The following is a 23,311-nucleotide window of genomic DNA, read 5'->3' as shown; positions in this document are numbered from 1 at the left end:
CTGGTCTGAAAAAATCAATACCATAGACTCATGATTGGCCACCCCACCAACAACAGCATACTGATGTAGAACACCCCCATGATCCCACCTAAACGCCAGTAATCTTTGGATTTCACATAGCCGCAGCCATAGATAATCACACCTGGCCCGGTGGCATACGGCGTCAACACCCCCATGATCCCGATGGATAACACCAACAGCATGGATAAATGCTCCATTGGCACGCCACTCAACCCCTTGCCGACAGCTAAAATCACCGGCAGCATGGTGGCGGTATGAGCGGACAAACTCGCGAACAGGTAGTGAGAGAAATAGAACACCAGCACCAATGCCACCACCGTCATATTCGGCGAGAAGCCATCAAGGTGAGTGCTCATGGTATTGGCAAACCAATCAATAAAACCAGAGCGAGTCAGGCCATTTGCCATCACCACCAAGGTCGCCAGATTCACCAACGTATTCCAGGCGCTGGAATATTTGGTGATATCTTTCCACGCCACCACATGCAGCGCCAACATCAACGATACCGCCAGCAAACCAACGGCAGTGGCATCAATGAACTTACTGCCAAACACCCACAAACACAGACTCAGTAGCACCAAGCCAATCAGGATCATCTCTTTGCGAGTCAGGCCACCCATTTCATTCAGTGCTGTTTGTGCCCAGGTCGCCACTTCATCACTTTTGGTAACACCGGGTTTATACAGCACATAGGAGAGCCACGGCGCGACAATCAGTAAAATCAACCCAACCGGCAGGAATGCCAGGAACCACTGCATCCAGCCGATATGAACACCGGCTATTTTATTTACAAACTCAATACCCAACACGTTAGGGGCCGCGCCGGTAACAAACATGGAGGAACTGATGCTAGTACCAATCACCATCATCCACATCAGATAACCACCAATGCGCCGTGACGACGGGTCATGGGGATAGGAGTCAAACAGAGGCGGCAGGTTTTTCACCACCGGAAATACAGTGCCGCCGGTGCGGGCAGTATTCGATGGCGTAAAGGGTGCTAACAGAATATCGATAATGACGATGGCATAACCCAGGGTCAGTGTCCGCCTGCCCATGAATTTCACCATGAACAAAGCAATACGTCGGCCCAGCCCGGTAGCTTCATAACCGAGCGCAAAGATAAATGCCCCAAATACCAGCCAGACAGTGGTACTGGAAAACCCTGCCAGCCCCCATTTCAATGACTCTTTACCGCTATTGAAGCTGGCATCCGCCACTTCGGCGGCACTAAATAGCACCCAGTCAGAACTTAGCACGCAAATTGTCACCGCGATAAAACTTATCGCCGTGGCAGGAATTGGCTCTAAAATCATACCGACAATCATGGCGACAAAAATCGCAAAATAGCGCCAGGCTTGTGGTGGCATACCTTCCGGGGTTGGGATCAACAGCAGAACGGCCAGCACCACAAAAGGCGCGAGCGCTTTCCATAATTTCTCTTGCGACTTCAACATAGAGAGACTCCTATACCTGTTACTGGCCCAATAGCTGTTATTGGTTCAATAGCAACGTTATTATTTTTGTGAGGGAGATGATGGGGAAATTGCGCCAGAAACCAAGTCAGGATCAGCAGGTCAGCGCTGCCGCCAGGGCTAAGGTTGCGGGCGATACATTGGGCATCAAACATGCGCACTCGCCACAGGCTGAGAGGATCATTCATCCCTGCCGCCGAGAGTGAGGCCAAAAGTTCTGTTGCCTGTTGTTGTAACCATTGCAAACCCGCCATACCGCCACGAGAAACCACATTGGTATCGCGATTGACGGACATCAAAATCAGCAAAGTGTGCAATAAGGCATGATCAGGTTGCGCCCCGTCGGCTAATAAGCGCCGGTACGCGGGTAAAGCATGGGTTAACACCGTGGCAAAGCCGGATTCAGCCTCCCCCCGAGCGCCCGTCAGGCCATATTGATAAAACAGGCGCTGCCCGGCGGTTTGTTGTGGGTTCGATTGACGTAGTTCGCGCTCAGTCAGCCCACGGCATAAGCTGGCGGCTTCCTGACACACCGCCTCGGCGCTGATTGATTGCGCTCGCGCCTTTAATCGCCCAAGTGCGCAGCAAATCAGCCCCAGAGAAAAAACGCTGCCTTTATGGGTGTTGACGCCATTGGTCGCCTGAAACATGCTGTTTTCGCAAGCCAATCCTAACGGCCGCAAGCTGTTAAGCGCCGCCTGACCCTGCAAATGGCTGTAACGAATACCCTGTTCGATAAAACGGGGCAGCCACGGCGCAATAGCATCAGCACTGTGATAAAAATCTTGCAGCGTCATGTCCTGATGCGCGCCACAGTTCACGCAATCCACCAGGCCGGGTTTGGGTGTCAGATTGACTTCAGCTAACATCGCCCGATAAGCCAATGCGCCGAACTTTTTGCTGAAATCATCGCTTGCCCAAAAGGCAGGCGACGAAACCGCCATCTCGTCAGTGCGTTGCAGAGGTAGCATTGAGCATCAACTCCATCTGAACCAATAATTCGTCAATGGTGTGCGTCTGTGCCCGGGCGCACACATTAGCTGGACGATGGCACAGCAAGCAGCGGCGTGGCGCTAAACCCACATCACGGCGTGACAAAATTCGCCCTGAAACATCCAGCACATCGATATCCCATAACCTGCCCTGTGGGTGCTTTAGCTCCAGCAACAATGCTGCGTCTTTCACTTGCTCGGCGGGCAAATCAACCGCTATCAAGCCCTCACAGCCGGTTGGCAGCGGGAACACCTCTTGCTGTAACACCGGCCAATATTGCTGTTGGCTCAATGCGGTAATGGCCTGCCACGCCAGGGCAAACAGCTTGCGAGTCAATGGGTTATCTTTGACCGCTCCCGGAGCCACCAGTGTCAGTGAAATCAACGTAACTTGATGACGCGACAACCAGGCCAGTTGCCGGCTCTGACGCGACTCACGGCTGGTCAGCAATTCCGGCAAACTGATCGGCCGGTTAGCGGCTAATGCAGGGGAAAGTGTATTCATCGTCTACTCCTGTATCTGATGAACAACATCAATCACGGAACCATCGCGATAGCGCACCACCGCCACCACCCGATCAGTAAATTTGATCGGTTGTGGTTCACCGGTCAGAATCAGCGCGCGTTGATAGAGCCAGTCGATGGTGACTACCGGCAAACCCGCTTGCTGCAAACGTTCGGCCAGTTCTGGCCGTGCCGGATTTACCGCGATACCGTGATCGGTCACTAAAATGTCGACACTGGAACCCGGCGTGACGCAAGTGGTCACTTCCTTGACCAAGGTTGGAATACGGCCACGGACTAATGGCGCGACAATGATTGACAGTCGAGCGGCAACCGCGGTGTCGCAATGGCCGCCGGAAGCGCCACGCAGCACACCATCAGAACCGGTCAACACGTTGACATTAAAACCGGTGTCAATTTCCAGCGCACTGAGCACCACCACATCCAGCCGATCGACTGATGCCCCTTTCGAGCTAAAATTAGCGTATTGATTAGCACTGATTTCGATATGACGTGGGTTACGGGCCAGCGAAGAAGCGGCCTGCTTGTCAAAACTTTGCACATCCAGCAGCTTGGTAATCAGCCCTTTTTCGTGCAAATCCACCATGGTTGAGGTGATACCACCCAGTGCAAAAGCAGCGGTGATATTGCGGCGCAGCATTTTGTCTTCAAGAAAACGTGTTACCGCCAGCGATGCCCCGCCAGTGCCGGTCTGCAAAGAGAAACCATCGACAAAATAACCCGAACCGGCAATCACCTCAGCAGCACGGCGGGCAATAAGTAACTCGCGGGGATTGGAGGTCATTCTGGTGGTATCAGCGCCAATTTTGTCGGCATCCCCCACTTGCTCAACCTGCACAATCAAATCAACCTGATCCTGAGCAATACTCGCCGGATGATGTGGATAAGCCACCACTGCTTCCGTTAATAGCACCACACAACCGGCATATTCAGCATCAACTCGCGCATAGCCCAATGAGCCACAACAGGCAGCACCGCTAAAACCATTGGTATTACCGAATTCATCACAAGCCGGCACCCCGATAAAAGCGACATCGATGGTCAGCTCGCCGGACTCAATCAAATTAACGCGGCCGCCATGGGAATGAACCTGTACCGGTTTGGCTAATAATCCGCGCGATATCTCCTCCGCCAACGGCCCGCGCATACCCGAGGTGTAGATTTCGCTGACCACACCATTGCGGATATGCTCGACCAGTGGCGAATGGCAGTCGCTCAAAGAGCTGGAAGCCAGACGCAAATTTTTGAAGCCCATCGCGGCAATCGCATTCATCACCAGATTTAAAGTCAAATCACCGGCACGGAAAGCATGGTGGAAGGAAATGGTCATGCCATCTTGCAACCCGCTACGGCGAATCACATTTTCCAATGAATCACACATCTTGATATTGCGTGGCTTCTGCGCCTGTAAATTCGCTTTAGAGGTGTTCTGATACGGGCGATATGCCGGGCCGTTATCCTGACTGTGGCTTAAACTTTCTACTCGTTGTTGCCTATTCATCTCTTATTCCTCACGCAGGCCGCTGACCGCACGTTGCAAAACCAACCGCGCCCGTTCAATCACCGGGCTGTCCACCATCTTGCCGTTCAGAGAAACCACACCGCGCCCTTCGGCTTCTGCCGCCGCCGCCGCATCAACTACCGCCTGGGCATAGCGGACTTCTTTCTCGGTTGGCGCATAGAGGTTGTGTAACAGTTCGATTTGGCGTGGGTTTATCAATGACTTGCCATCAAAACCCAGTTGCTTGATAAGTGCGGCTTCCTGCAAAAAACCCGCTTCGTTATTAGCATCGGAATACACGGTGTCAAAAGCCTGAATCCCTACCGCACGGGCGGCCTGCAATATTGAACAGCGAGCAAACAGCAGCTCAATCCCTTCGGGTGAGCGCTCAGTGCGCAAGTTGCGGACATAATCTTCAGCTCCCAACGCAATACCCATTAAACGCGGTGATGCCTGCGCAATAGCCAGCGCTTGAGTGATACCTTGTGCTGATTCAATGGCGGCCAGCAAGCCGGTGCTACCCACTTCACGGCCACATTCCGATTCAATACGGCTGATTTCACGTGCCATATCTTCAACATCTTTCGCGTTATCGGTTTTCGGCAAACGCACGATATCCGCGCCACCACGCACCACGGCCTCTAAATCAGCCAGACCATAAGCCGAGTCCAATGCATTGACCCGAACGATAGTTTCTACATCCTGATAAAGCGGATGCTGCAAGGCGTGATAGACCAGGCGACGAGCAGCATCTTTTTCGCGCAGAATGACGGAGTCTTCCAGATCAAACATCAACGCATCGGATTGATAAATAAACGCATTACTGACCATCGCAGCATTAGCTCCGGGGACAAATAACATGCTGCGGCGCATTCTGTTTTTCATTTCAGGTTTCATCAATGCGCTCTCCATGGCAGAATTTTTTCATCACTGGCTCTCAGCAATGCGGTTTCCAGTCGTGCCTGTAAAACGCAATCCAACGCACCTTTATCGTCAATAATCAGTTGCACTCCGGTTACCCGATACTGTTCCAGCAACGCCAGTACGCTGTAGCGAATGGCGTCACCAAACTGCTTGTCTACACTGCTGTGTATTTGCAGATCTATTTCGGGTGGATTTAATGGCGCGATACGCACCATAACGTCGCTCGATTCCAACGTTCCGGCGACGGCCTCTCTGATAATTTTCATTTTTCACCTGATTAACTTGTCTTCAAATTCGTGGTTTCTGACTTAGGTATCAGTCCCTATTTTTCTTTGCGCCCGGCTTTAATCAGTTCTCTTTAATCAGTTAAAACGGGGCTGAACTCTTTGCTAATGCTGAGTTTTTCTCCGTGCTGGCCGCTTTTTGTGCACGTTGTGTCAACAATCGCTGTAGGTAATGGCAGGTAGCGGGAGGGACTAATTTACCAATGGTTTCGCTATCTCCCTGCGCCAGTAGTTTGCGTACCCAGGAGGCGGAAATAGCGGTGTTGTGATATTTAAGACGTTCAATTTCCACCAGCGAAATCGGCGGATAAGGCAATGACGGCGTCTCCAGCCAGAAGCTCATGTCGCGGTTATATTTAGCGGTCACGGTACAAAACGGCTCAGTCCCGACCAAGCGGTGCGTCACACCCAGTGCCGGAGCCAAATATTGGCGGAATATTTTTAGGTCGATTTCGGTATAGCAGTCATCGGCCACGCCTTGATCTTTAATAAAATAACAAGGGAAAGTGGCACGGGAAATCATATATTCTGAGCCGGGATGTACCGTAAGATTGGTAATATCTTGGGTGCCCTCAAGCACTAATTGCAGCCGGTCTTCATACGGAAAACGTGAATTGTCTTCTTTCACCAAAAACAGATGCAGCCAATTACACTGCGCGGCGGCCTGCCGCACTAAATATTGGTGCCCGCGAGTAAATGGGTTGGCATTCATGACGATGCTGCCAATTTTCTGCCCTGGCTGACGTAATTGACTCAATTGTTTGGCATAGCGCTGCAAACGGCAGTCGCTATTTTCCATCAACACCACAATGCCAGGGACACTCGCTATAGGATAAAAGCCACAAGCTTTAAATAAGCTCTCGTTTTTAGTTTTGGTATAAATAAATAGATGGCTGTGATGGCGTTCATAGGCCAGATTGACCAGCTCGGTGGCCAGTGTCAGCGCCAGTCCCTCACCTCTCACCTGCTCACTGATGGCCACGCATTTGATAATATTGCCCGCAATACCACCACAGGCCACCAGCTTTTCATTACGGCTTACGGTAATAAACACCTCAACAGTGGTATCTATATTCAGATCATTTGCACGCAAGAAGCGCGTTATTTCTGCAATCTGCTGATGGTCTGAACGATTAATTCGATTAAATACCGTATCCATAATTCACTCTCTGCCATAACGTTTATATAACAAATAAAGAACAAGTTGAGTTACCAACAACAAAATAAATAATAATTCTATTTTTAAATATAAATTTCACATAAAAACAACAAGATAAAATAAGTTAATTTCGGTTTGTTTTTAATTTTAATTATTCTATGGGCACATGCTAAACATAAAAATAGTGTGGTTAATTGACCTATTTCACATATAAGAGAGTAAATATAAGTTATTTAATGGTTTTAATTTTCTTAATTATTAATAACTATTTTTATTTCTCTTGGCTATTTAATTATTTCTTAAATTAACTTATGTTAACGCCAGTACATAGCCCATATGTTAAATAAGGTGAGTAATGTGTCGATCCCCGCTGCCGATGTTTCCCTATCAGGCAAATTAAAATGGCGTGGCCGAATATGGAGCCGGTTGCAAAACATGGCCTTCCCACTACGGATATTTCTGCTGCTGTTGACCGTCTCTATTCTGCTGGTCGGTGCGCTGGATCGCTTTCTCAGCCATAATTTTGAGCAATATCTACTCGATCAAGTCAGCAAAACAGCGATGAATCAGGCAAAAATTATTGCGTCGATGGATTCCGTAGTAAATGCCGTGAAGCACCGTGATAAGGCGCAACTGGCCCAAATCGTCAGCCGACTCGGGAGCACTTCCGACCTTGATTACCTCGTCATTGGTGACACTCAATCCATTCGTCTGTATCACCCTAATCCCGAGATGATTGGTCACCCAATGCAATGGACCAAACCCGGCGCACTGGAAAGGGGCGAGAGTTATATTATTTTTGGCAAAGGCTCAATGGGTGAAGCCATGCGCGCCAAAAACCCTATCCGCGATGAACAGGGAAAAATCATTGGCGTCGTCTCTCTGGGGTATCTGATCAGTAAAATAGACCACTGGCGGCTGATTTATCTGCTGCCACTAACTCACTCTTTTATCCTGGTACTCGGCGTATTATTGCTACTGTCATGGCTGTTTTCTCATCATATCCGCCGCCAGATGATGGGAATGGAACCCAAAGAAATAGCGCGAGTGTTGCGCCAACAAGAAGCATTGTTCGGTGCAGTATTTGAAGGGTTATTAGCGGTTGATCCTGAGGGTAAGATCACTGCAATCAATCAAAATGCGCGTAAAATGCTGCATATTCTTGCCACGCCACAACAACTGATTGGTCGTAAAGTCAGTGAGGTCGTCTCTCCTGACCACTTCTTCCTCGATCAAAGTGGTGAAAATCGCCAGGATGAACTCTGTACCTTTAATGGCTTAAATGCCATCGCCAATCGGGCGGGTATTTGGTCAGAGGATGGCGTGTTTCAGGGTTGGGTGGTGAGTTTTCGCAGTCAGGATGATATTCATACTCTCAGTGCTCAACTCAGCCAGATCAAGCAGTATGTCGAGAATCTACGTACGGTGCGCCATGAGCATCTGAACTGGATGTCTACCCTGAGTGGGTTGTTACAAATGAAAGAGTTTGACCGGGCGCTGGAGATGGTGAAAACCGAGTCGTCTTCCCATCAGGCGCTGATTGATATGCTGCGCACCGCATTCAATAATCGGCAGATTGCCGCATTATTATTTGGTAAATACCATCGGGCCAAAGAGTTAGGGCTGAATTTGAACTTTGTCCCCGGCTGCCAGTTAGGTCAGTTGCCTGCCAATATCGGTGAGAATGAATTGGCCGCTATCATGGGAAATCTGCTCGATAATGCCTTTGAGGCCAGCCTAAAAAACCCTGAGGGCGATAAACAAATTGAAATTTATCTGTCGGATGAAGGCGATGAGGTGATTTTAGAGGTCGCCGATCATGGCTGCGGTATTGAGCCACAGTTACAAGATAGCCTGTTCGAACGGGGTATCAGTACTAAAAATTCAGATGAACATGGTATTGGGCTGTATTTGGTGGCCACCTATGTTCAGCAAAGTGGTGGCACCATCACAATAGAAGAGAATCCGCCACGCGGCACCTTATTTACAGTCTTTATTCCGAAGACGCATTGATCTCAAAGACAGGGAGATCCCATGGAATGTCTTAATATTTTAGTGGTAGAAGATGAAACACCACTGGCAGAAATGCATGCCGAATTTATCAAACAAAGCAGCCATTGCCATGAAGTGTGGCTGGCGGGCAATTTGCAGCAAGCCCGCAGCATGGTGGCTCGCTTTCACCCTGATTTAATTCTGCTGGATAACTATCTACCCGATGGCAGTGGTTTAGAATTATTGCGTGAACTGACCTTACAAGGGTTCTCTGGCGGTATTATTTTTGTCACCGCAGCCAGCGACAGCGAAACTGTCTCCGAAGCTATCCGTTATGGGGTTTTTGATTATCTCATAAAACCAGTGGCTTACGAACGGTTGGAGCAATCCCTGGCTCGTTACAGCCATCGTCATCAAGTCTTGCAAGATGGTACCAAGGTCAATCAACGCCAGATTGATGAAATGTACAACACCTATGCTCGTGGCGAGCAAAAAGTGACATTACCGCTGGGTATCGACCAAATGACACTGGATAAAATCCAGACGTTATTCAGCGATAATGCAGATGAATACACGGCTGAAAATGTCGCGCAAATGCTTGGATTGAGCCGCACTACCGCCCGCCGTTATCTGGAATTCTGTGCTACGAATCAAGCGCTACAAGCAGAGATTATTTATGGCAAAGTGGGCCGGCCGCAGCGGATCTACCGCAGTAAAAAATTGCTATAACCATCACTGAGTTCCGCTCACACCACACTTTCGCGCTCCACACCTATCCTGTGGAGCGCTGCGCTTTTCACCGGAAACTACCTATTTCCACATCAGATTTTGCCCGCATCTGTTAAGCCTCTTACATTTTTGATAACAATTATTGCTACGCAAATGATTGATCAGCATCATGCAGTATGGGTTCCGTAATAATGAAAAATCATGATTAATGTCGCGTTGATAGATGACCATATTGTTGTCCGCTCGGGTTTTGCCCAGTTGTTATCACTGGAAAAGGATATACGTATTATTGGTGAGTATGGTTCGGCGGCAGAGGCTTGGGCCAATCTACCCAACACCGATGTACATGTTGCTGTTATGGATATTTCGATGCCGGACGAAAGTGGGCTAAGTCTGCTCAAACGCCTGCGCCAGAAAATGCCACATTTCCGCGCCATTATTTTGAGTATTTATGACACCACCGCATTTGTACAAAGTGCTATGGATGCCGGTGCCAGTGGCTACCTGACTAAGCGCTGTGGCCCGGATGAATTGGTGCAAGCCCTACGGACCGTTCATGGTGGCGGCCTCTATCTGTGCGCTGATGCGTTGCGCGCCCTGCGCCATATGCCACAGCAACCGCAACAACTGGCGATTTTGACGCCACGCGAGAAAGAGGTATTCCAGTTACTGATCAATGGGATCAGCGTCAAATCTATTGCCGAACAATTGTCACTTAGTCACAAAACCGTCCATGTTCATCGCGCCAATATTCTGGGCAAACTGAATTGCGAAACCACCGTCGAGCTGGTGCATTTTGCGCTGCAACATCAGTTGCTGGCGGGAAACTGATATGTGGCAACTGCGCTCAGTGGGGCTATCGCTGTTCCTGGCTATTTTCTTCTCACTGAGTTGGCTGGCGCTGTGGACCATCAGTTTTTATCTCAGTGATGATGGTTTACATGCGGTTCTATTACTGCCACAAGGCCTGCGGCTGGCATTAATGATATTGCTGCCGCGCCGCTACTGGTCAGTGTTGCTGCTGACCGAGTGTGTAGCCTTGTGGTGGCTGCACAGTGAACAGTTGCAGCCCATTGTGTTGATTATGTTGTCACCTTTCCTCAGTTTATTGCCCGCCGAACTGACCCAGCGTTTTTGGCACCATTACACCCTTTACTGGCAGCGGTTATTACTGTTACTCGCCGCCGTCACCGGTAACAGTGTGTTGCATGGGCTGGTACTGGGCTTCTGGCTGCCTTTGCCATTAACCCAGACACTGCTTGCTACTTTTACCGGGGGCATTCTGTTAGTGCCGTTTACTTATCTCATCTACGAATATTTAAAACAGCAGCATATCCGCAACTTGTTCTCGCAACAGATGCCAGACCCACCGCTGCGCACCTCACTGCTGATTTGGTGCTCGCTGATTTTTGCCATTGGGGTTTGTGTGCAAATAGCCATTGCTCCCAATATGGAGCGGCTATTGCTGATTTTTGTCTTTCTACCCAATGTCTTTATGGCTTATAAATTTGGCTGGCAAGGCGGGGTGTTGGCGGCAGTGTTAGGCAGTCTGATGATTACCGTGACCCGTCAGGCCAGTGGGGCATTTCATGATTTGGCCGAACTGGAGTTGTTCCTCTCCACTCAGGCACTGTTAGGGCTGACACTGGGGATTGCCATCAGCCGCCAACAGCAGTTGGCTCAACATCTGCACCGCTATCGCAATCAATTGGAGCAAGAGCTGCAAACCCGGCGTAAATTAATGAAACGGTTAGTGCGCACCGAGGAAGATGTGCGCAAAGAAATTGCCCGTGAGTTGCACGATGAAATTGGCCAGAACATCACCGCTATTCAAATTCAGGCCATGCTGGTCAACCGCAGCGCACCCTCGCCAGCGGCTCAATCTGCGGCTAATCAAATCAGTAGCTTATCGCAACGAATCCATCAAACCACCCGTCAACTGCTACGCCAATTGCGCCCGCCGGTGCTGGATGAAATGCCACTGGATCAAGCCCTACACCATTTGGCGGAAGAGTTTGCTTTCGCCGAGCAAGGGATTCATTTCCAATTGGATTATGCGCTGCCCGCGCCCCCCGGTGAGGATGTGGTGGTGTTTACGCTTTATCGATTAGTGCAAGAGTTGCTCAACAACATTAACAAACACGCTAATGCCCGCAATATTCAGGTCAGTTTGCACCTGACCGACAATATCATCACCCTGGAAGTGCGCGATGACGGCATGGGGATCCCTGTGCAACCGCAAGGCGGAGGATTGGGTCTACGCGGGATTGAAGAGCGGGTACGAGCATTGGGCGGTGACTGGCTACTGCAACGCCGTTTAGGAACCCGCGTAGTGGTTAACCTGCCAACTCATATCCGCACTAACGACTCTGTGAACCCGCCCACAGAACGGGATCAAAAAACCTCATAACTAAGCATTATTCCTAAGCATCTACAACCTTGTCTCATCTCTTTTACTTTTTCCTTCCTTACACTCAACACAATTACCGGAGGAATCCATGTCAGCAGCGCCATTGTCGTCAAAGACTTTACCCCCTGAACCTTTGACGCCGGAACAGGTGAATGCGCGTTACCGCTACTGGCGACCGCGTCTGATGGCCGCAATGGTGATGGGCTATGCCGCTTTTTATCTGACACGTAAAAGTGTCAACTACGCCATGCCAGTGATGCAACTGGAATTGGGGTTGGATAAAGGAGATATCGGTTTACTGGGCACCCTGTTCTATTTGGCCTACGGCGGCTCAAAATTTGTGTCCGGCATTGTCAGTGACCGCACCCAGGCCCGCTGGATCATGGGCATCGGTTTGATGATGACCGGGATACTGAATGTGGTGTTTACCCTGTGCCACTCCCTGCCCGCCTTGTTGGTGGTCTGGACTTTAAATGGTTTCTTTCAAGGGTGGGGATGGCCCCCCTGCGCCAAATTGCTGAGTACCTGGTACTCGCGCAACGAGCGCGGAACCTGGTGGGGATGTTGGAATACCTCCATCAGTATTGGCGGGGCGGCAGTACCGCTGTTATCGGCCTTTCTGGCCTCGCATTATGGCTGGCAAGCCGCACTGTTAGTACCTGGGGCTATTGGTATCGTGTTAGGTCTTTGGTTATGTTGGCAATTATGCGACAAGCCGCAACAGCAAGGTTTACCGACCATCGGCCAATGGCGGCGAGATCCGCAGGATCAATGGCAAGAGCAGCAAAGCCCCCCCCATGCCGATGGGGCGTATTTTTCGCGATGCCATTTTGCGTAATCGCACCATCTGGTTATTAGGGGTTTCTTATGTGCTGGTCTATCTGATCCGCATCGCCCTCAATGACTGGGGCAATATTTGGTTAGCGGAGAGTCATCGAGTCAATTTGCTCAGCGCCAATGCCACCTTATCGCTATTTGAGTTAGGCGGGTTATTTGGGGCGTTATTTGCCGGTTGGGGATCAGATTTGCTATTTCGCGGTCAGCGCGCACCGATGATTTTGTTATTCGCATTGGGGCTGTTTCTGACGATGACCGCCCTGTGGCTGGCACCGGTACATAACTATCCGCTACTGTCCGTGACATTTTTCAGTATTGGTTTTTTTGTTTTTGGGCCACAGATGCTCATTGGCCTGGCAGCCACCGAATATACCCATAAAGATGCTGCCGGTACAGTCACCGGGTTTCTTGGCTTATTTGCTTATCTCGGGGCGGCGCTGGCGGGATGGCCGCTGGCGCAAGTGTTGCAACATTATGGCTGGCAAGGTTTTTTTGCTTTGCTAACACTGGCATCGGCATGCGTTGGGTTGTTATTAATGCCGCTGTTAATGACCGGTATTAATCGATTGAAAGCAATACGTTAAGTAAAAAAGGGCGTTACGTAAAAAAGGACGTTAACAAAGTTAGTCATACCTCTACCTACAACAACAATCCTTATATGCCCCAGTAATGGGCGCATAAAGGGGATAAAAAGGATAATGTTATGAAACTCTTACCTCTCTCAGCACTGGTAGCCGCAGGCCTCGCACTGAGTGCCGTTACCACCGTCGTCCAAGCGGAAGGCCGTTTGGTTATTTATTGCAGCGCCACCAATGCCATGTGTGAAGAAGAAGCCAAAGCATTTGGCGAAAAATACGATGTCAAAACCAGCTTTATTCGCAATGGCTCCGGCAGCACACTCGCAAAAGTGGACGCAGAGAAAAAGAACCCACAGGCCGATGTCTGGTATGGCGGTACTCTGGACCCGCAATCTCAGGCCGGTGAAATGGATTTACTTTATCCTTATGCCTCACCAAATTTGGCGCAAATCATGCCGCAATTCCGTGATCCGGCCAAACGCAAAGGTAACTACTCCTCTGCGGTATATATCGGTATTTTAGGGCTGGGCGTGAATACTGACCGCCTGAAAGAGAAGGGCCTGCCAGAACCTAAATGCTGGAAAGACCTGACCAACCCTATCTACAAAGGTGAAATCCAGATTGCCGACCCGCAAAGCTCGGGTACTGCCTACACCGCGCTGGCCACTTTCTCTCAATTATGGGGTGAAGATGCTGCGTTCGATTACCTGAAAAAACTCAATGCCAACGTGTCGCAATACACCAAATCCGGCATTGCCCCGGCGCGTAACGCCGCACGCGGCGAAACTACCATTGGTATTGGTTTCCTGCACGATTACTCACTGGAAAAAGAGAAAGGCGCGCCCCTGAAACTGATTTCACCTTGCGAAGGTTCTGGCTATGAAATTGGTGGTGTCAGCATTCTGAAAGGCGCGCGTAATCTGGATAACGCCAAGTTATTCGTTGACTGGGTGCTGTCAAAAGACGCGCAAGAGTTAGCATGGCAGAAAGGTCAGTCCTATCAGATCCTAACCAATACCACTGCGGCGACCTCCCCTAACTCACTCAAACTTGATGATCTGAAACTGATTAATTACGACATGGACACTTACGGTGCTACCGAGATGCGTAAGAAGCTGATCACCAAATGGGTTAATGACGTCAAGATGGGCAAATAGCAGCCCACACAATAAGCGAACCATAAATAACTTAGCGCTTTTTCTATAACCGAAACCTTGACGTTGCAGCAAGCTAATACTGCTACAACGTCAAGGGCGAAGGTTAGATCTGGGGAACACCATGACTCACTCACATGCTCTGCGGCTCCCGCAGACACGGGATACCATTTTCTATTGGTTGGCCTTTGCCGTGGCTGCTTTTGCCTTATTACCCGCGTTCAGTCTGGATTATGGTCTGCTTGAGGCCAGCCGTTCTGAGCTACTGGCCGCCTATGGCTGGTCCAGTCTGAACATCAGCACATTATGGTTTGCCTTACCATTAGTGCTGCTTTTCCGGCCACTGTCCCCACAAGGACGCGAACACCGCACCCGACATCTGTTTGATGCCGGTTTCGCCCTATTCTGCGCTCTGTTCGTGGTCATCACTTCGGCCTGGCTGCAACGCGGGCTGGGTTTTGCCACGATTGGCTTGTTTATTGCCCTGGGAGCCGTCATCACACTGGCGCTCGCTCGCCTGGAATGGCTGGGAGGCGATCGTTTTGTCCTCGGTTCGCTAGTCACCATTATTGCCCTGATCACCGTGTTTATCCTGTTTCCCAGTATCGCTATTTTCATTCCCATCTTTACGGATGAAAGTGGGGCTTTTGCGCCCTGGCAATTTATGGCGATCCTTGGGCAGGCTCATATCCTGCAAGTTATCTGGAATTCATTTGTGCTATCGGTGGCGGTCGGTATCGGTTGTACCTTCTTTGGCATGGTGTTAGCCATATACACCACGCGAATTGCTAAACGCTCCGCATTGCTGGGGCGAATTTTCTCGATTTTGCCGATTGTCACCCCGCCTTTTGTGGTTGGCTTGGGTGTCACCTTGATGATGGGCCGCTCCGGTTACGTGACCGAATTAATGGTCACCTGGTTCGGGCTGACAAATACTAACTGGCTTTATGGTTTTACCGGTATCTGGTTGGCGCAAGTACTGGCCTTTACGCCGATGTCATTTATGATCCTCGATGGCGCGATAAAAACGATTCACCCGTCGCTGGAAGAAGCCTCTTATACCTTGCGGGCCAGCCGTTGGCAGACCTTTATGCAGGTATTTCTGCCGCTATTGAAACCGGCTCTGGCGAACTCATTCTTAATTGTCATCGTGCAATCACTGGCTGATTTCAGTAACCCACTGGTATTAGGCGGGAACTTTGACGTGCTCGCCACGCAAATCTACTTCTATATTACCGGCGCACAACTTGACTATCCGGCAGCGTCGACACTGGGTGTCATCCTGCTGATGTTCTCGCTGTTTATCTTCTGTATTCAGTATATGTGGATAGGCAAACGCTCCTACGTCACCATCTCCGGTAAATCTTCGCGCGGTGATGTTCAACCCTTGCCGGTCTCATTAGTCTGGGGCACAACAGCCATGCTGTATGTGTGGATTACCTTTAACGTATTGCTGTACGGCAGCATTTTCTATGGCAGTTTCACTGTCAACTGGGGAGTCGATTACACCCTGACGCTAAATAACTTCAACCAGTTATTTGGGCAAGGTTTCAGTGATGGCGCATGGCCTTCGCTGCTCGATACGCTGTTATACGCCGGTATTGCCGCCCCTATCACCGCCGCCTTTGGTCTGCTGATTGCCTATATCGTGGTACGTCAGCAATTCCGTGGCAAAAAAACCATCGAATTCAGCACCATGCTCTGTTTCGCCGTACCCGGAACCGTGGCGGGCGTCTCCTATATTCTGGCCTTTAACAGTGCGCCGGTGTACCTGACCGGTACGGCAGCTATCGTCATTATTTCAATGGTGATGCGCAATGTGCCCGTCGGGATACGCGCTGGGATTGCTGGTCTGGGCCAACTTGATAAATCGCTGGATGAGGCCTCACTCAGCTTGCGGGCCGGTTCGCTACGTACCGTGATTTACATTTTGCTGCCATTACTGCGCCCGGCAATTCTATCAGCACTGATTTATAGTTTTGTGCGGGCGATGACCACTGTCAGTGCCATTGTTTTCCTGGTAACGCCGGACACCCGAGTCGCCACCTCTTACATCCTTAACCGGGTAGAAGATGGCGAATACGGTATCGCGATTGCCTATGGCTCCATCCTGATTGTGGTGATGCTTGCCATCATCTTCCTGTTTGATTACCTGGTTGGCGAAGCGCGTATTGCCCGCTCGAAAGCCAGTAATGCTGAATAACGGCGCACTGATAAGGCTTAACATAATGACTAACGAAAGCTATGAATCTGATAAAAATCATGAGTCTGATAAAAAGCATTTTGTCGAACTCAAACATGTCACCAAGCGTTTTGGCACTAATACCGTTATTGATGATTTAAATCTGGCTATCCCCAAAGGCGAAATGGTCACGCTGCTGGGGCCATCTGGCTGTGGTAAAACCACTGTCTTACGGCTGGTCGCTGGGCTGGAAAAACCCACTGGCGGGCAAATTTTTATCGATGGTGAAGATGTCACGGACAGATCTATCCAGCAGCGAGATATCTGTATGGTGTTTCAGTCCTATGCCCTGTTCCCGCATATGTCACTGGGCGAGAACATTGGTTATGGCTTGAAAATGCTAGGGCGGCCGAAAGATGAAATTCGCGAGCGGGTGAAAGAAGCACTGGCGTTGGTGGATTTAGACGGGTTTGCTGATCGTTTTGTCGATCAGATTTCTGGTGGGCAACAGCAACGAGTGGCACTGGCTCGGGCCCTTATCCTAAAACCTAAAGTGCTATTGTTTGATGAGCCGCTCAGTAACCTGGATGCCAACCTACGCCGCAGTATGCGTGATAAAATTCGTGAATTGCAGCAGCAGTTTAATATTACTTCGTTGTATGTTACGCACGACCAAAGCGAGGCTTTTGCCGTCTCTGATACCGTTTTGGTGATGAATAAAGGCAAAATCATGCAAATCGGTGCGCCACAGAAGTTATACCGCCACCCTGCTTCTCACTTTATGGCCAGTTTTATGGGTGATGCCAACGTATTCCCTGCACGAATCAACAGTGATAGCGTTGAAATTTTTGGTTATCACATTCCGCGCCCACAAGGATTTGCTGATGGATATCAGCAAGCTACGGTCGGTGTAAGGCCAGAAGCCATTACGTTAAGCCAGCAAGGTGATCCCAGCCAGCGCTGCACTATCAATAAAGTGGCTTATATGGGGCCGCAATATGAAGTATTAGTCGATTGGCAGGGTCAATCATTGCTATTACAAGTCAACGCGACGCAATTGCAACCCGCTCCTGGCGATAGCTATTATCTGCAAATTCACCCGTATGGCATGTTTGTCCTAACGGATGCGCCGCAGTAAGCGCCCTGGCGGGCAGAGAACCAACACCGCTGCCCGCCATTTTTCCGGCTATCAGACCCTTTTTACGGGTAAATGTTGAACGAAAAGCCAAAAATCTCAACAAGTTGCACAAACTGTAAGCAAACGATCTACTTTTGCTGTTTCCCCCTTTGACATGTTCCTCATACCCCGCTATTATTCGCCCCGTTCACACGATTCCTCTGTAGTTCAGTCGGTAGAACGGCGGACTGTTAATCCGTATGTCACTGGTTCGAGTCCAGTCAGAGGAGCCATATTAGAGAAGCCCGCTTAGGAAACTAGGCGGGCTTTTTGCTTTTGTTTTGCTACGACTTTTGCTATCACCTTTACCGTGATTGCAAGATCCTTAAAGCATCATTATTCATTTTTCCCATTTTGACGAGGCATTATCAGATCAGAGGCTATCTCTCTGATATTTATGCTGGAATAAATTAGGCAATGCACCCCGGAACTTTCCTACGTAAGGCGTCGAAAAATCTTATATATTTACATTTAGAGTGATAACTTTACTATTTCTTATGTTTTTTACTGAGTCAACCAATTGCATTTCAATAAAAAAAATCCTAATTCGTTTATAATCAATTCTCTAAACAGAAGAATGTCTATAGGATGAATTGGACTACACAACAAGGCGATCAGTAAGAATCTTTTCTTGATAATCTATAATTAGAGATTAAAATCACCGAAATAGTACCTTACATAATTATTACTTTGGGCATCGGCAGCAGCAGTTCTTGTTTATCTCGTCTTGGGTAATCATTTGAAGTCGATCGGTGCGAGCGAGGAGCAGTGAATTAACTCTGCGAATCCCAAGATATAACGGTTTACGGAGATAACATGACTAAATCAGTGATGATAGTTGATGACCACCCGGCAATTCGTGTTGCCATTCGTGCATTGCTTTCACAAAGCAACGAATTTTCAACTATTTACGAATCAGTTGATGGCAGTGAAGCCCTGGAAACATTAAAAAATAATACGGTTGACCTGGTTATTATCGATATTGAACTGCCAAACTTTGATGGTTTTTCATTGCTGAAAAAACTGCAACAACGTGGTTTTAGCGGTAAATCGTTATTTTTGTCAGCTAAGAATGAGCAGGTTTTTGCTGTGCGAGCATTACAGGCTGGAGCCAACGGTTTCATTAGTAAAAATAAAGATATTAGCGAAATTCTATTTGCCGCACAGAACGTATTACGCGGGTATTCTTTCTTTCCATCTGAAACCTTGACCCAATTAGCCGGGCAGCCTTCAAGCCATGATCCCGTCAATCGGGCTCGTTTGTTGTCAGAGCGAGAAATTAATGTTTTACGTTATCTGGTCAATGGTTTGTCAAATAAACAAATTGCCGACGAGATGTTTATCAGCAACAAAACTGTCAGTACCTATAAAACGCGCATCCTGACTAAATTAGGACTGAGTTCTGTAATTGAACTGGCAGATTATGCGCATACCCATAATTTGGTCTAGTTCAGCCAGGTCTGATTTACCGCGTACTGTATTATCTCTACGTCGTTGGTTTCCTTTACGCATTTTACTGTGTTGCCTGGTGTTACTGAGCGGGCAACTTCATGCTGCCCTGATGACCAGTCGTCAGGGGTGTGATACCGGTCAGCCGTTGACCATACACAGTATTGCAAACAGTTACAGTGAAGACTTATTACTCCCTCCAGCGACTGATGCCCGCCAATCAAGCCGGCGTACGGTAAAAGTGGGCGTGGTTATTGATGCCAATACCCCGTTTGTTGTTAACCGCGATGATACTTCCATCGAAGGTATTGTCGCGGATTATCTAAAAATCATCAGTGACGCCAGCCAACTCTCTTTCCAGATGATTGGTTATTGCGATTACGGCTTAGTACTGAATGCACTAGAAAATGGTCAGGTCGATTTAATGGCAGGCACCCCGATGCCCGCTCAGCCAGGACTTATTGCTTCCCATGCCTTCTTCACTAACCGGCATGTTGAGGTTCGTAGTAAGAACTGGGATCCCACCAAACGCACCCATCCGGAAACAGTGGCTATCGTCAATAACGAACCGCTTTCACCGGAGTTTTTGTTCAATTATCATGCTGATAAAATCGTCGCCTATCCTAACCAGCTACAAGGGTTACTGGCCGTTGCCTATGGTAATGCCGATGTGTTTGTCGCTAATGCCACATCTGCTAACTATTTGATTGACCAATTACAGCTGCTGACACTGCAAATTCGTAACTTTGCCCCTTATCACCCAGCCCCTTACACCTTTCTGGCGCTGGAAAAAAATCAAAAACTGATTGATTACATTAATCAGATTCTGGAATTACTGCCCAGCCGTGCCACAGGTGATATTCAACAACGTTGGTTTGGCAGCAAACACCATTATAATATTGATGCTAAATTACTTCTTACAGAACAAGAGCTTAATTGGATTCAGCATCATCCAGAGGTGACCTATGTTGCGCCACTGGATTTAGCTCCATTAATCTTCCGTGATCGTCAAACCGGTGAGATGGCCGGTTTCTCTGTTGATCTCATCGACATTATTTCACGCCGAACTGGCATTAAATTTAAGCCAATTTATGTGAAGGATACCGGTGAAGGCCTGCGTGATTTTGCTGCCGGAAAGATAGATATGCTGCCGATTGTTGCGGTACGCAATGGCCAATATGGTAATAACCTATACTCCTCGCCCGTCGCACAATCGTTGTGGGGTATTTTGACGCGAGAAGATCGTAACGATATCAACAACGTCGCGGATCTGGCGGGAAAACGCGTCGGGATACAAGCGGGCAGCACTTCCGGTGGCGTGATTAACAACACTCTTTTGGCACAAAAAATCACCTTTGTTGAAGCCCCCGATACCATGACGTTGGTGCGCATGTTACAACAAGGGAAAGTCGATGCGATTATCAAAAATATGATGACCGCTAACTATCTGTCAGCACAAAATTTTACCCCCAATATTAAAACGGTTGCGGTCACCGGCGAAGAGCCGCTGATGATGGCATTTGCTATCAGCCCGAAGCTTCCTGAATTAAAAGCCATCGTTGATAAAGTCATTGAATCTATCCCACCGGAAGAACTGGACAATATCATCAGCGAATGGAGCACGTTTAAACCTAAACCCGTCAGCTTTGATGAAAGTCTACAAGACAACGAATGGCTGATGTTAACGCTGAAAATCAGTTCAGGCCTGCTATTAGTGTTCGGTTTATATCTGGGTTATTTGGTATTCAATAAACGCCGTCAGGCTGCGTTGTTACATGCTCGTTTGCTACAACAAGAGTCGATTATTAATGCTCTACCATTCGCGGTATTTATTCGCACTGCTGCTGGAGAATTGGCCGTTTATAACAGCCACTTTGCTGAGGCGCATCAGGATAAGCTAAACGACCTGCTCAATCACAATAATGAGCCAGCCAATTGGCCAATGACCAGCCCGTTGGATCGCGAAATAGATAAATATTGCCGCCAGGTGTTAACCCACCGAAAACCGCAAATGGTTGATCTCTCGCTTGAGATCAACGGTGAGTTGCGTGATATCTTTCTGTGGATTATTCCGCTGGATAATGCTGAGCGCAGTCTGCTCGGTGGCTGGCTGGATATCAGCCAGCGCAAAACGGTTGAACGGCAACTGGAAGCCGCCCGCGTCGAAGCCGAAAGTGCTAACCGCACCAAGAGTACCTTCCTGGCGACCATTAGCCATGAGCTGCGCACCCCCATGTACGCCATTATGGGATTGCTGGAACTGGAGATACGCAGTAAGCAGCCGGTAGATAAAAATACATTGGTCACAGTTTCCAAGTCCGCTCAATCTCTGATGCTGTTACTTGATGACATCATCGACTCTGCCAAAATCGAAGCCGGGCAACTGAGTGTCCACCCCGCCGTTGTCGATTTCCGTCAAGAAATAGAGCGAATGTTTACGATTTATCAACCTATCGCCGATGAACGTAATCTGCGGTTCTCTGGTTGGGTGGATAATCAAATCCCTGATTTAGTCATGGTAGATATGCTGCGGGTACGGCAAGTCATGGGTAATCTATTGGGCAACGCGCTGAAGTTTACCGAACAAGGTAGCGTGTCAGTGGATATCACCTGGGAAGCTATTGACGACAAACATGGGGTAATGAATATTGATATTACCGACACCGGTATTGGCATTTCGCCTGCGGCGCAAGCCACATTATTCCAGCCATTCAGCCAGGCCAACGAGGGGAAATCACCGCGTTTCGGGGGTTCCGGTTTGGGGTTATGGATCTGCCATCAGCTGATTCATAAAATGGGTGGGGAAATTACCTTAGAAAGCCAGCTCGGCAAAGGTACCAGCCTGTTTATTACATTGCCGCTGGAAGTTGCCAGTGCCGATGATTTACCGCAGGAATCAGCCATTGCCGTCGCAGATGAAGCGCAACTGAATCAGTTGAAAAATTTGCGCATTCTGGTGGTAGATGATTTACCGGCTAACCGTCAGTTACTTCAACAACAGTTAGCCTTTATCGGTATCGAGCAAGTGATGAGTGCCGAGAATGGCGCTGAAGCCTGGCAGATATTGCAGCATTATAGTTTTGATGCCGTCATCACCGACTACAATATGCCGTTGATGAATGGCTATGAACTGGCGGCCCATATCCGTAATAGTGCCACGATGAAAGAGTTGGTCATCATTGGTTGCACCGCAGATGCGCGAGAAGAGAGTACCACCCGTTGCCGTGACGCCGGTATGAATGACTGTATGATTAAACCTGTCACTATCGATACACTGCGCACCACCCTGCTGCGTCAGGAAATTATTAGCAGTGATGCGAGTATGCCCTCTCCCCCGGCTATTGATGATGCCGCAGCACAAAATAACGTCCCGAATTTTATTAGCAATGAATCAGCGACTCCTCTTGTTGCAGCGCAGAATAAGCTAAAAAGCCTCTCGGGAGGCAATACAGATGTGGGGTTGCAGCTATTGCAATCATTGCTCGAGAGTAATGAGCAAGATACTGCGGTGTTAACACAGCTCTACTCACGCTTCACCGTCGATGATGATAGCGCTATGCCTGCTGAAGTTTATAAAGAAATGGCCAGTCTGGTTCATCGAATTAAGGGCGGCGTACAATTGATTGATGCTCTACCTCTGGTGGACAGCTGTATTAAACTCGAATCCCTACTGCAAACACAGGATAAATATGCCGTTATTAACTATGGCGTTGACTACCTGGCACTATTAACTAAGACGAACCAATTATTAGTGGAATTAATAGCCTCATACGCTGAAATAGGCAGTTCGTCGCCATAGAATAGGGATTAAATTAATGTTTTCATTGAAACTCGTCAGCCGTTTTGATGCGTTTTTTTATGAGCTAATTATTCATACTTTATAGCAGAAGTCTCATCACACTCCCCAAATAATACATAACCC

The 23,311-nt window shown here is 48.8% G+C and carries 16 protein-coding genes, 1 tRNA gene and 1 pseudogene; 11 read left to right on the top strand and 7 right to left on the bottom strand.

Features of this window, described 5'->3' with window-relative positions; translation table 11 throughout:
- Window positions 1–14 precede the first annotated feature (14 nt).
- The 7 genes from FGL26_RS02370 to citC all read right to left on the bottom strand — a co-directional run bounded on the left by FGL26_RS02370 (window position 15) and on the right by citC (window position 6,881).
- Entirely contained in the window at window positions 15–1,478 is a 1,464-nt protein-coding gene (locus tag FGL26_RS02370; RefSeq protein WP_032908325.1) for an anion permease, read from the bottom strand.
- Entirely contained in the window at window positions 1,472–2,467 is a 996-nt protein-coding gene (citG, locus tag FGL26_RS02365) for a triphosphoribosyl-dephospho-CoA synthase CitG (protein WP_005168604.1), read from the bottom strand. The genes FGL26_RS02370 and citG overlap by 7 nt, the downstream gene beginning before the upstream one ends.
- The gene (gene citX / locus FGL26_RS02360; RefSeq protein WP_011816653.1) at window positions 2,445–2,993 is read right to left on the bottom strand and encodes a citrate lyase holo-[acyl-carrier protein] synthase; all 549 of its coding nucleotides are present in this window, start codon (window positions 2,991–2,993) and stop codon (window positions 2,445–2,447) included. Before citX ends, citG begins: the two co-directional genes overlap by 23 nt.
- Window positions 2,994–2,996: 3 nt before the next feature.
- Entirely contained in the window at window positions 2,997–4,514 is a 1,518-nt protein-coding gene (gene citF / locus FGL26_RS02355) for a citrate lyase subunit alpha (protein ID WP_005168600.1), read from the bottom strand.
- Window positions 4,515–4,517: 3 nt separating this feature from the next.
- Complete coding sequence (locus tag FGL26_RS02350; protein WP_005168598.1) at window positions 4,518–5,411, bottom strand: aldolase/citrate lyase family protein; 894 nt, start codon at window positions 5,409–5,411, stop codon at window positions 4,518–4,520.
- Complete coding sequence (citD, locus tag FGL26_RS02345; RefSeq protein ID WP_005164540.1) at window positions 5,411–5,704, bottom strand: citrate lyase acyl carrier protein; 294 nt, start codon at window positions 5,702–5,704, stop codon at window positions 5,411–5,413. Before citD ends, FGL26_RS02350 begins: the two co-directional genes overlap by 1 nt.
- A 100-nt stretch (window positions 5,705–5,804) precedes the next feature.
- The gene (gene citC, locus FGL26_RS02340) at window positions 5,805–6,881 is read right to left on the bottom strand and encodes a [citrate (pro-3S)-lyase] ligase (RefSeq protein ID WP_005168595.1); all 1,077 of its coding nucleotides are present in this window, start codon (window positions 6,879–6,881) and stop codon (window positions 5,805–5,807) included.
- Between the two features lie 336 nt (window positions 6,882–7,217).
- Between citC and dpiB the strand changes: the two genes are divergently transcribed.
- From dpiB to FGL26_RS02285, 11 genes and pseudogenes are all read left to right on the top strand, one after another.
- Window positions 7,218–8,894: a sensor histidine kinase DpiB gene (gene dpiB / locus FGL26_RS02335; protein ID WP_170219569.1), complete on the top strand. Its 1,677-nt coding sequence runs from the start codon at window positions 7,218–7,220 to the stop codon at window positions 8,892–8,894.
- A gap of 21 nt (window positions 8,895–8,915) precedes the next feature.
- Window positions 8,916–9,602, top strand: a complete 687-nt coding sequence (dpiA, locus tag FGL26_RS02330) for a two-component response regulator DpiA (RefSeq protein WP_005168588.1) — start codon at window positions 8,916–8,918, stop codon at window positions 9,600–9,602.
- 201 nt (window positions 9,603–9,803) lie between these two features.
- Complete coding sequence (locus FGL26_RS02325) at window positions 9,804–10,433, top strand: response regulator transcription factor (RefSeq protein WP_005168584.1); 630 nt, start codon at window positions 9,804–9,806, stop codon at window positions 10,431–10,433.
- 1 nt (window position 10,434) lies between these two features.
- Window positions 10,435–12,012 carry an MASE1 domain-containing sensor histidine kinase gene (locus FGL26_RS02320; protein WP_005168581.1) on the top strand — a complete coding sequence of 526 codons (1,578 nt, stop codon included), beginning with the start codon at window positions 10,435–10,437 and terminating at the stop codon, window positions 12,010–12,012.
- Window positions 12,013–12,100: 88 nt separating this feature from the next.
- Window positions 12,101–13,433: pseudogene (uhpC, locus tag FGL26_RS02315) on the top strand (MFS transporter family glucose-6-phosphate receptor UhpC).
- Window positions 13,434–13,552: 119 nt separating this feature from the next.
- On the top strand, window positions 13,553–14,584 hold the full coding sequence (locus FGL26_RS02310; RefSeq protein ID WP_005168576.1) for an ABC transporter substrate-binding protein: 1,032 nt from the start codon (window positions 13,553–13,555) through the stop codon (window positions 14,582–14,584).
- Window positions 14,585–14,705: 121 nt separating this feature from the next.
- Window positions 14,706–16,784, top strand: a complete 2,079-nt coding sequence (locus FGL26_RS02305; RefSeq protein ID WP_138060211.1) for an ABC transporter permease — start codon at window positions 14,706–14,708, stop codon at window positions 16,782–16,784.
- Between the two features lie 25 nt (window positions 16,785–16,809).
- A complete protein-coding gene (gene fbpC, locus FGL26_RS02300; protein ID WP_005168574.1) occupies window positions 16,810–17,901 on the top strand; it encodes a ferric ABC transporter ATP-binding protein in 1,092 nt (363 codons plus the stop codon).
- Window positions 17,902–18,097: 196 nt separating this feature from the next.
- A tRNA-Asn gene (locus FGL26_RS02295) sits at window positions 18,098–18,173 on the top strand.
- A 583-nt stretch (window positions 18,174–18,756) separates the two neighbouring features.
- Window positions 18,757–19,389 (top strand): response regulator transcription factor, encoded by a 633-nt coding sequence (locus FGL26_RS02290; RefSeq protein WP_005168573.1) that lies wholly within the window; start codon window positions 18,757–18,759, stop codon window positions 19,387–19,389.
- A gap of 79 nt (window positions 19,390–19,468) precedes the next feature.
- On the top strand, window positions 19,469–23,188 hold the full coding sequence (locus tag FGL26_RS02285) for an ATP-binding protein (protein ID WP_170219572.1): 3,720 nt from the start codon (window positions 19,469–19,471) through the stop codon (window positions 23,186–23,188).
- Window positions 23,189–23,311: the final 123 nt, after the last annotated feature.

The organism is Yersinia enterocolitica subsp. enterocolitica, from assembly GCF_901472495.1.
In the GTDB taxonomy this organism is placed as follows: Bacteria; Pseudomonadota; Gammaproteobacteria; order Enterobacterales; family Enterobacteriaceae; genus Yersinia; species Yersinia enterocolitica.
This window is presented reverse-complemented; position numbering and strand designations above follow the sequence as displayed.

Coding starts and splice junctions, on each gene's coding strand:
- FGL26_RS02370 (WP_032908325.1), bottom strand. CDS start 1,478: ATGTTGAAGTCGCAAGAGAAATTATGGAAAGCGCTCGCGCCTTTTGTG.
- citG (WP_005168604.1), bottom strand. CDS start 2,467: ATGCTACCTCTGCAACGCACTGACGAGATGGCGGTTTCGTCGCCTGCC.
- citX (WP_011816653.1), bottom strand. CDS start 2,993: ATGAATACACTTTCCCCTGCATTAGCCGCTAACCGGCCGATCAGTTTG.
- citF (WP_005168600.1), bottom strand. CDS start 4,514: ATGAATAGGCAACAACGAGTAGAAAGTTTAAGCCACAGTCAGGATAAC.
- FGL26_RS02350 (WP_005168598.1), bottom strand. CDS start 5,411: ATGAAACCTGAAATGAAAAACAGAATGCGCCGCAGCATGTTATTTGTC.
- citD (WP_005164540.1), bottom strand. CDS start 5,704: ATGAAAATTATCAGAGAGGCCGTCGCCGGAACGTTGGAATCGAGCGAC.
- citC (WP_005168595.1), bottom strand. CDS start 6,881: ATGGATACGGTATTTAATCGAATTAATCGTTCAGACCATCAGCAGATT.
- dpiB (WP_170219569.1), top strand. CDS start 7,218: ATGTTAAATAAGGTGAGTAATGTGTCGATCCCCGCTGCCGATGTTTCC.
- dpiA (WP_005168588.1), top strand. CDS start 8,916: ATGGAATGTCTTAATATTTTAGTGGTAGAAGATGAAACACCACTGGCA.
- FGL26_RS02325 (WP_005168584.1), top strand. CDS start 9,804: ATGATTAATGTCGCGTTGATAGATGACCATATTGTTGTCCGCTCGGGT.
- FGL26_RS02320 (WP_005168581.1), top strand. CDS start 10,435: ATGTGGCAACTGCGCTCAGTGGGGCTATCGCTGTTCCTGGCTATTTTC.
- FGL26_RS02310 (WP_005168576.1), top strand. CDS start 13,553: ATGAAACTCTTACCTCTCTCAGCACTGGTAGCCGCAGGCCTCGCACTG.
- FGL26_RS02305 (WP_138060211.1), top strand. CDS start 14,706: ATGACTCACTCACATGCTCTGCGGCTCCCGCAGACACGGGATACCATT.
- fbpC (WP_005168574.1), top strand. CDS start 16,810: ATGACTAACGAAAGCTATGAATCTGATAAAAATCATGAGTCTGATAAA.
- FGL26_RS02290 (WP_005168573.1), top strand. CDS start 18,757: ATGACTAAATCAGTGATGATAGTTGATGACCACCCGGCAATTCGTGTT.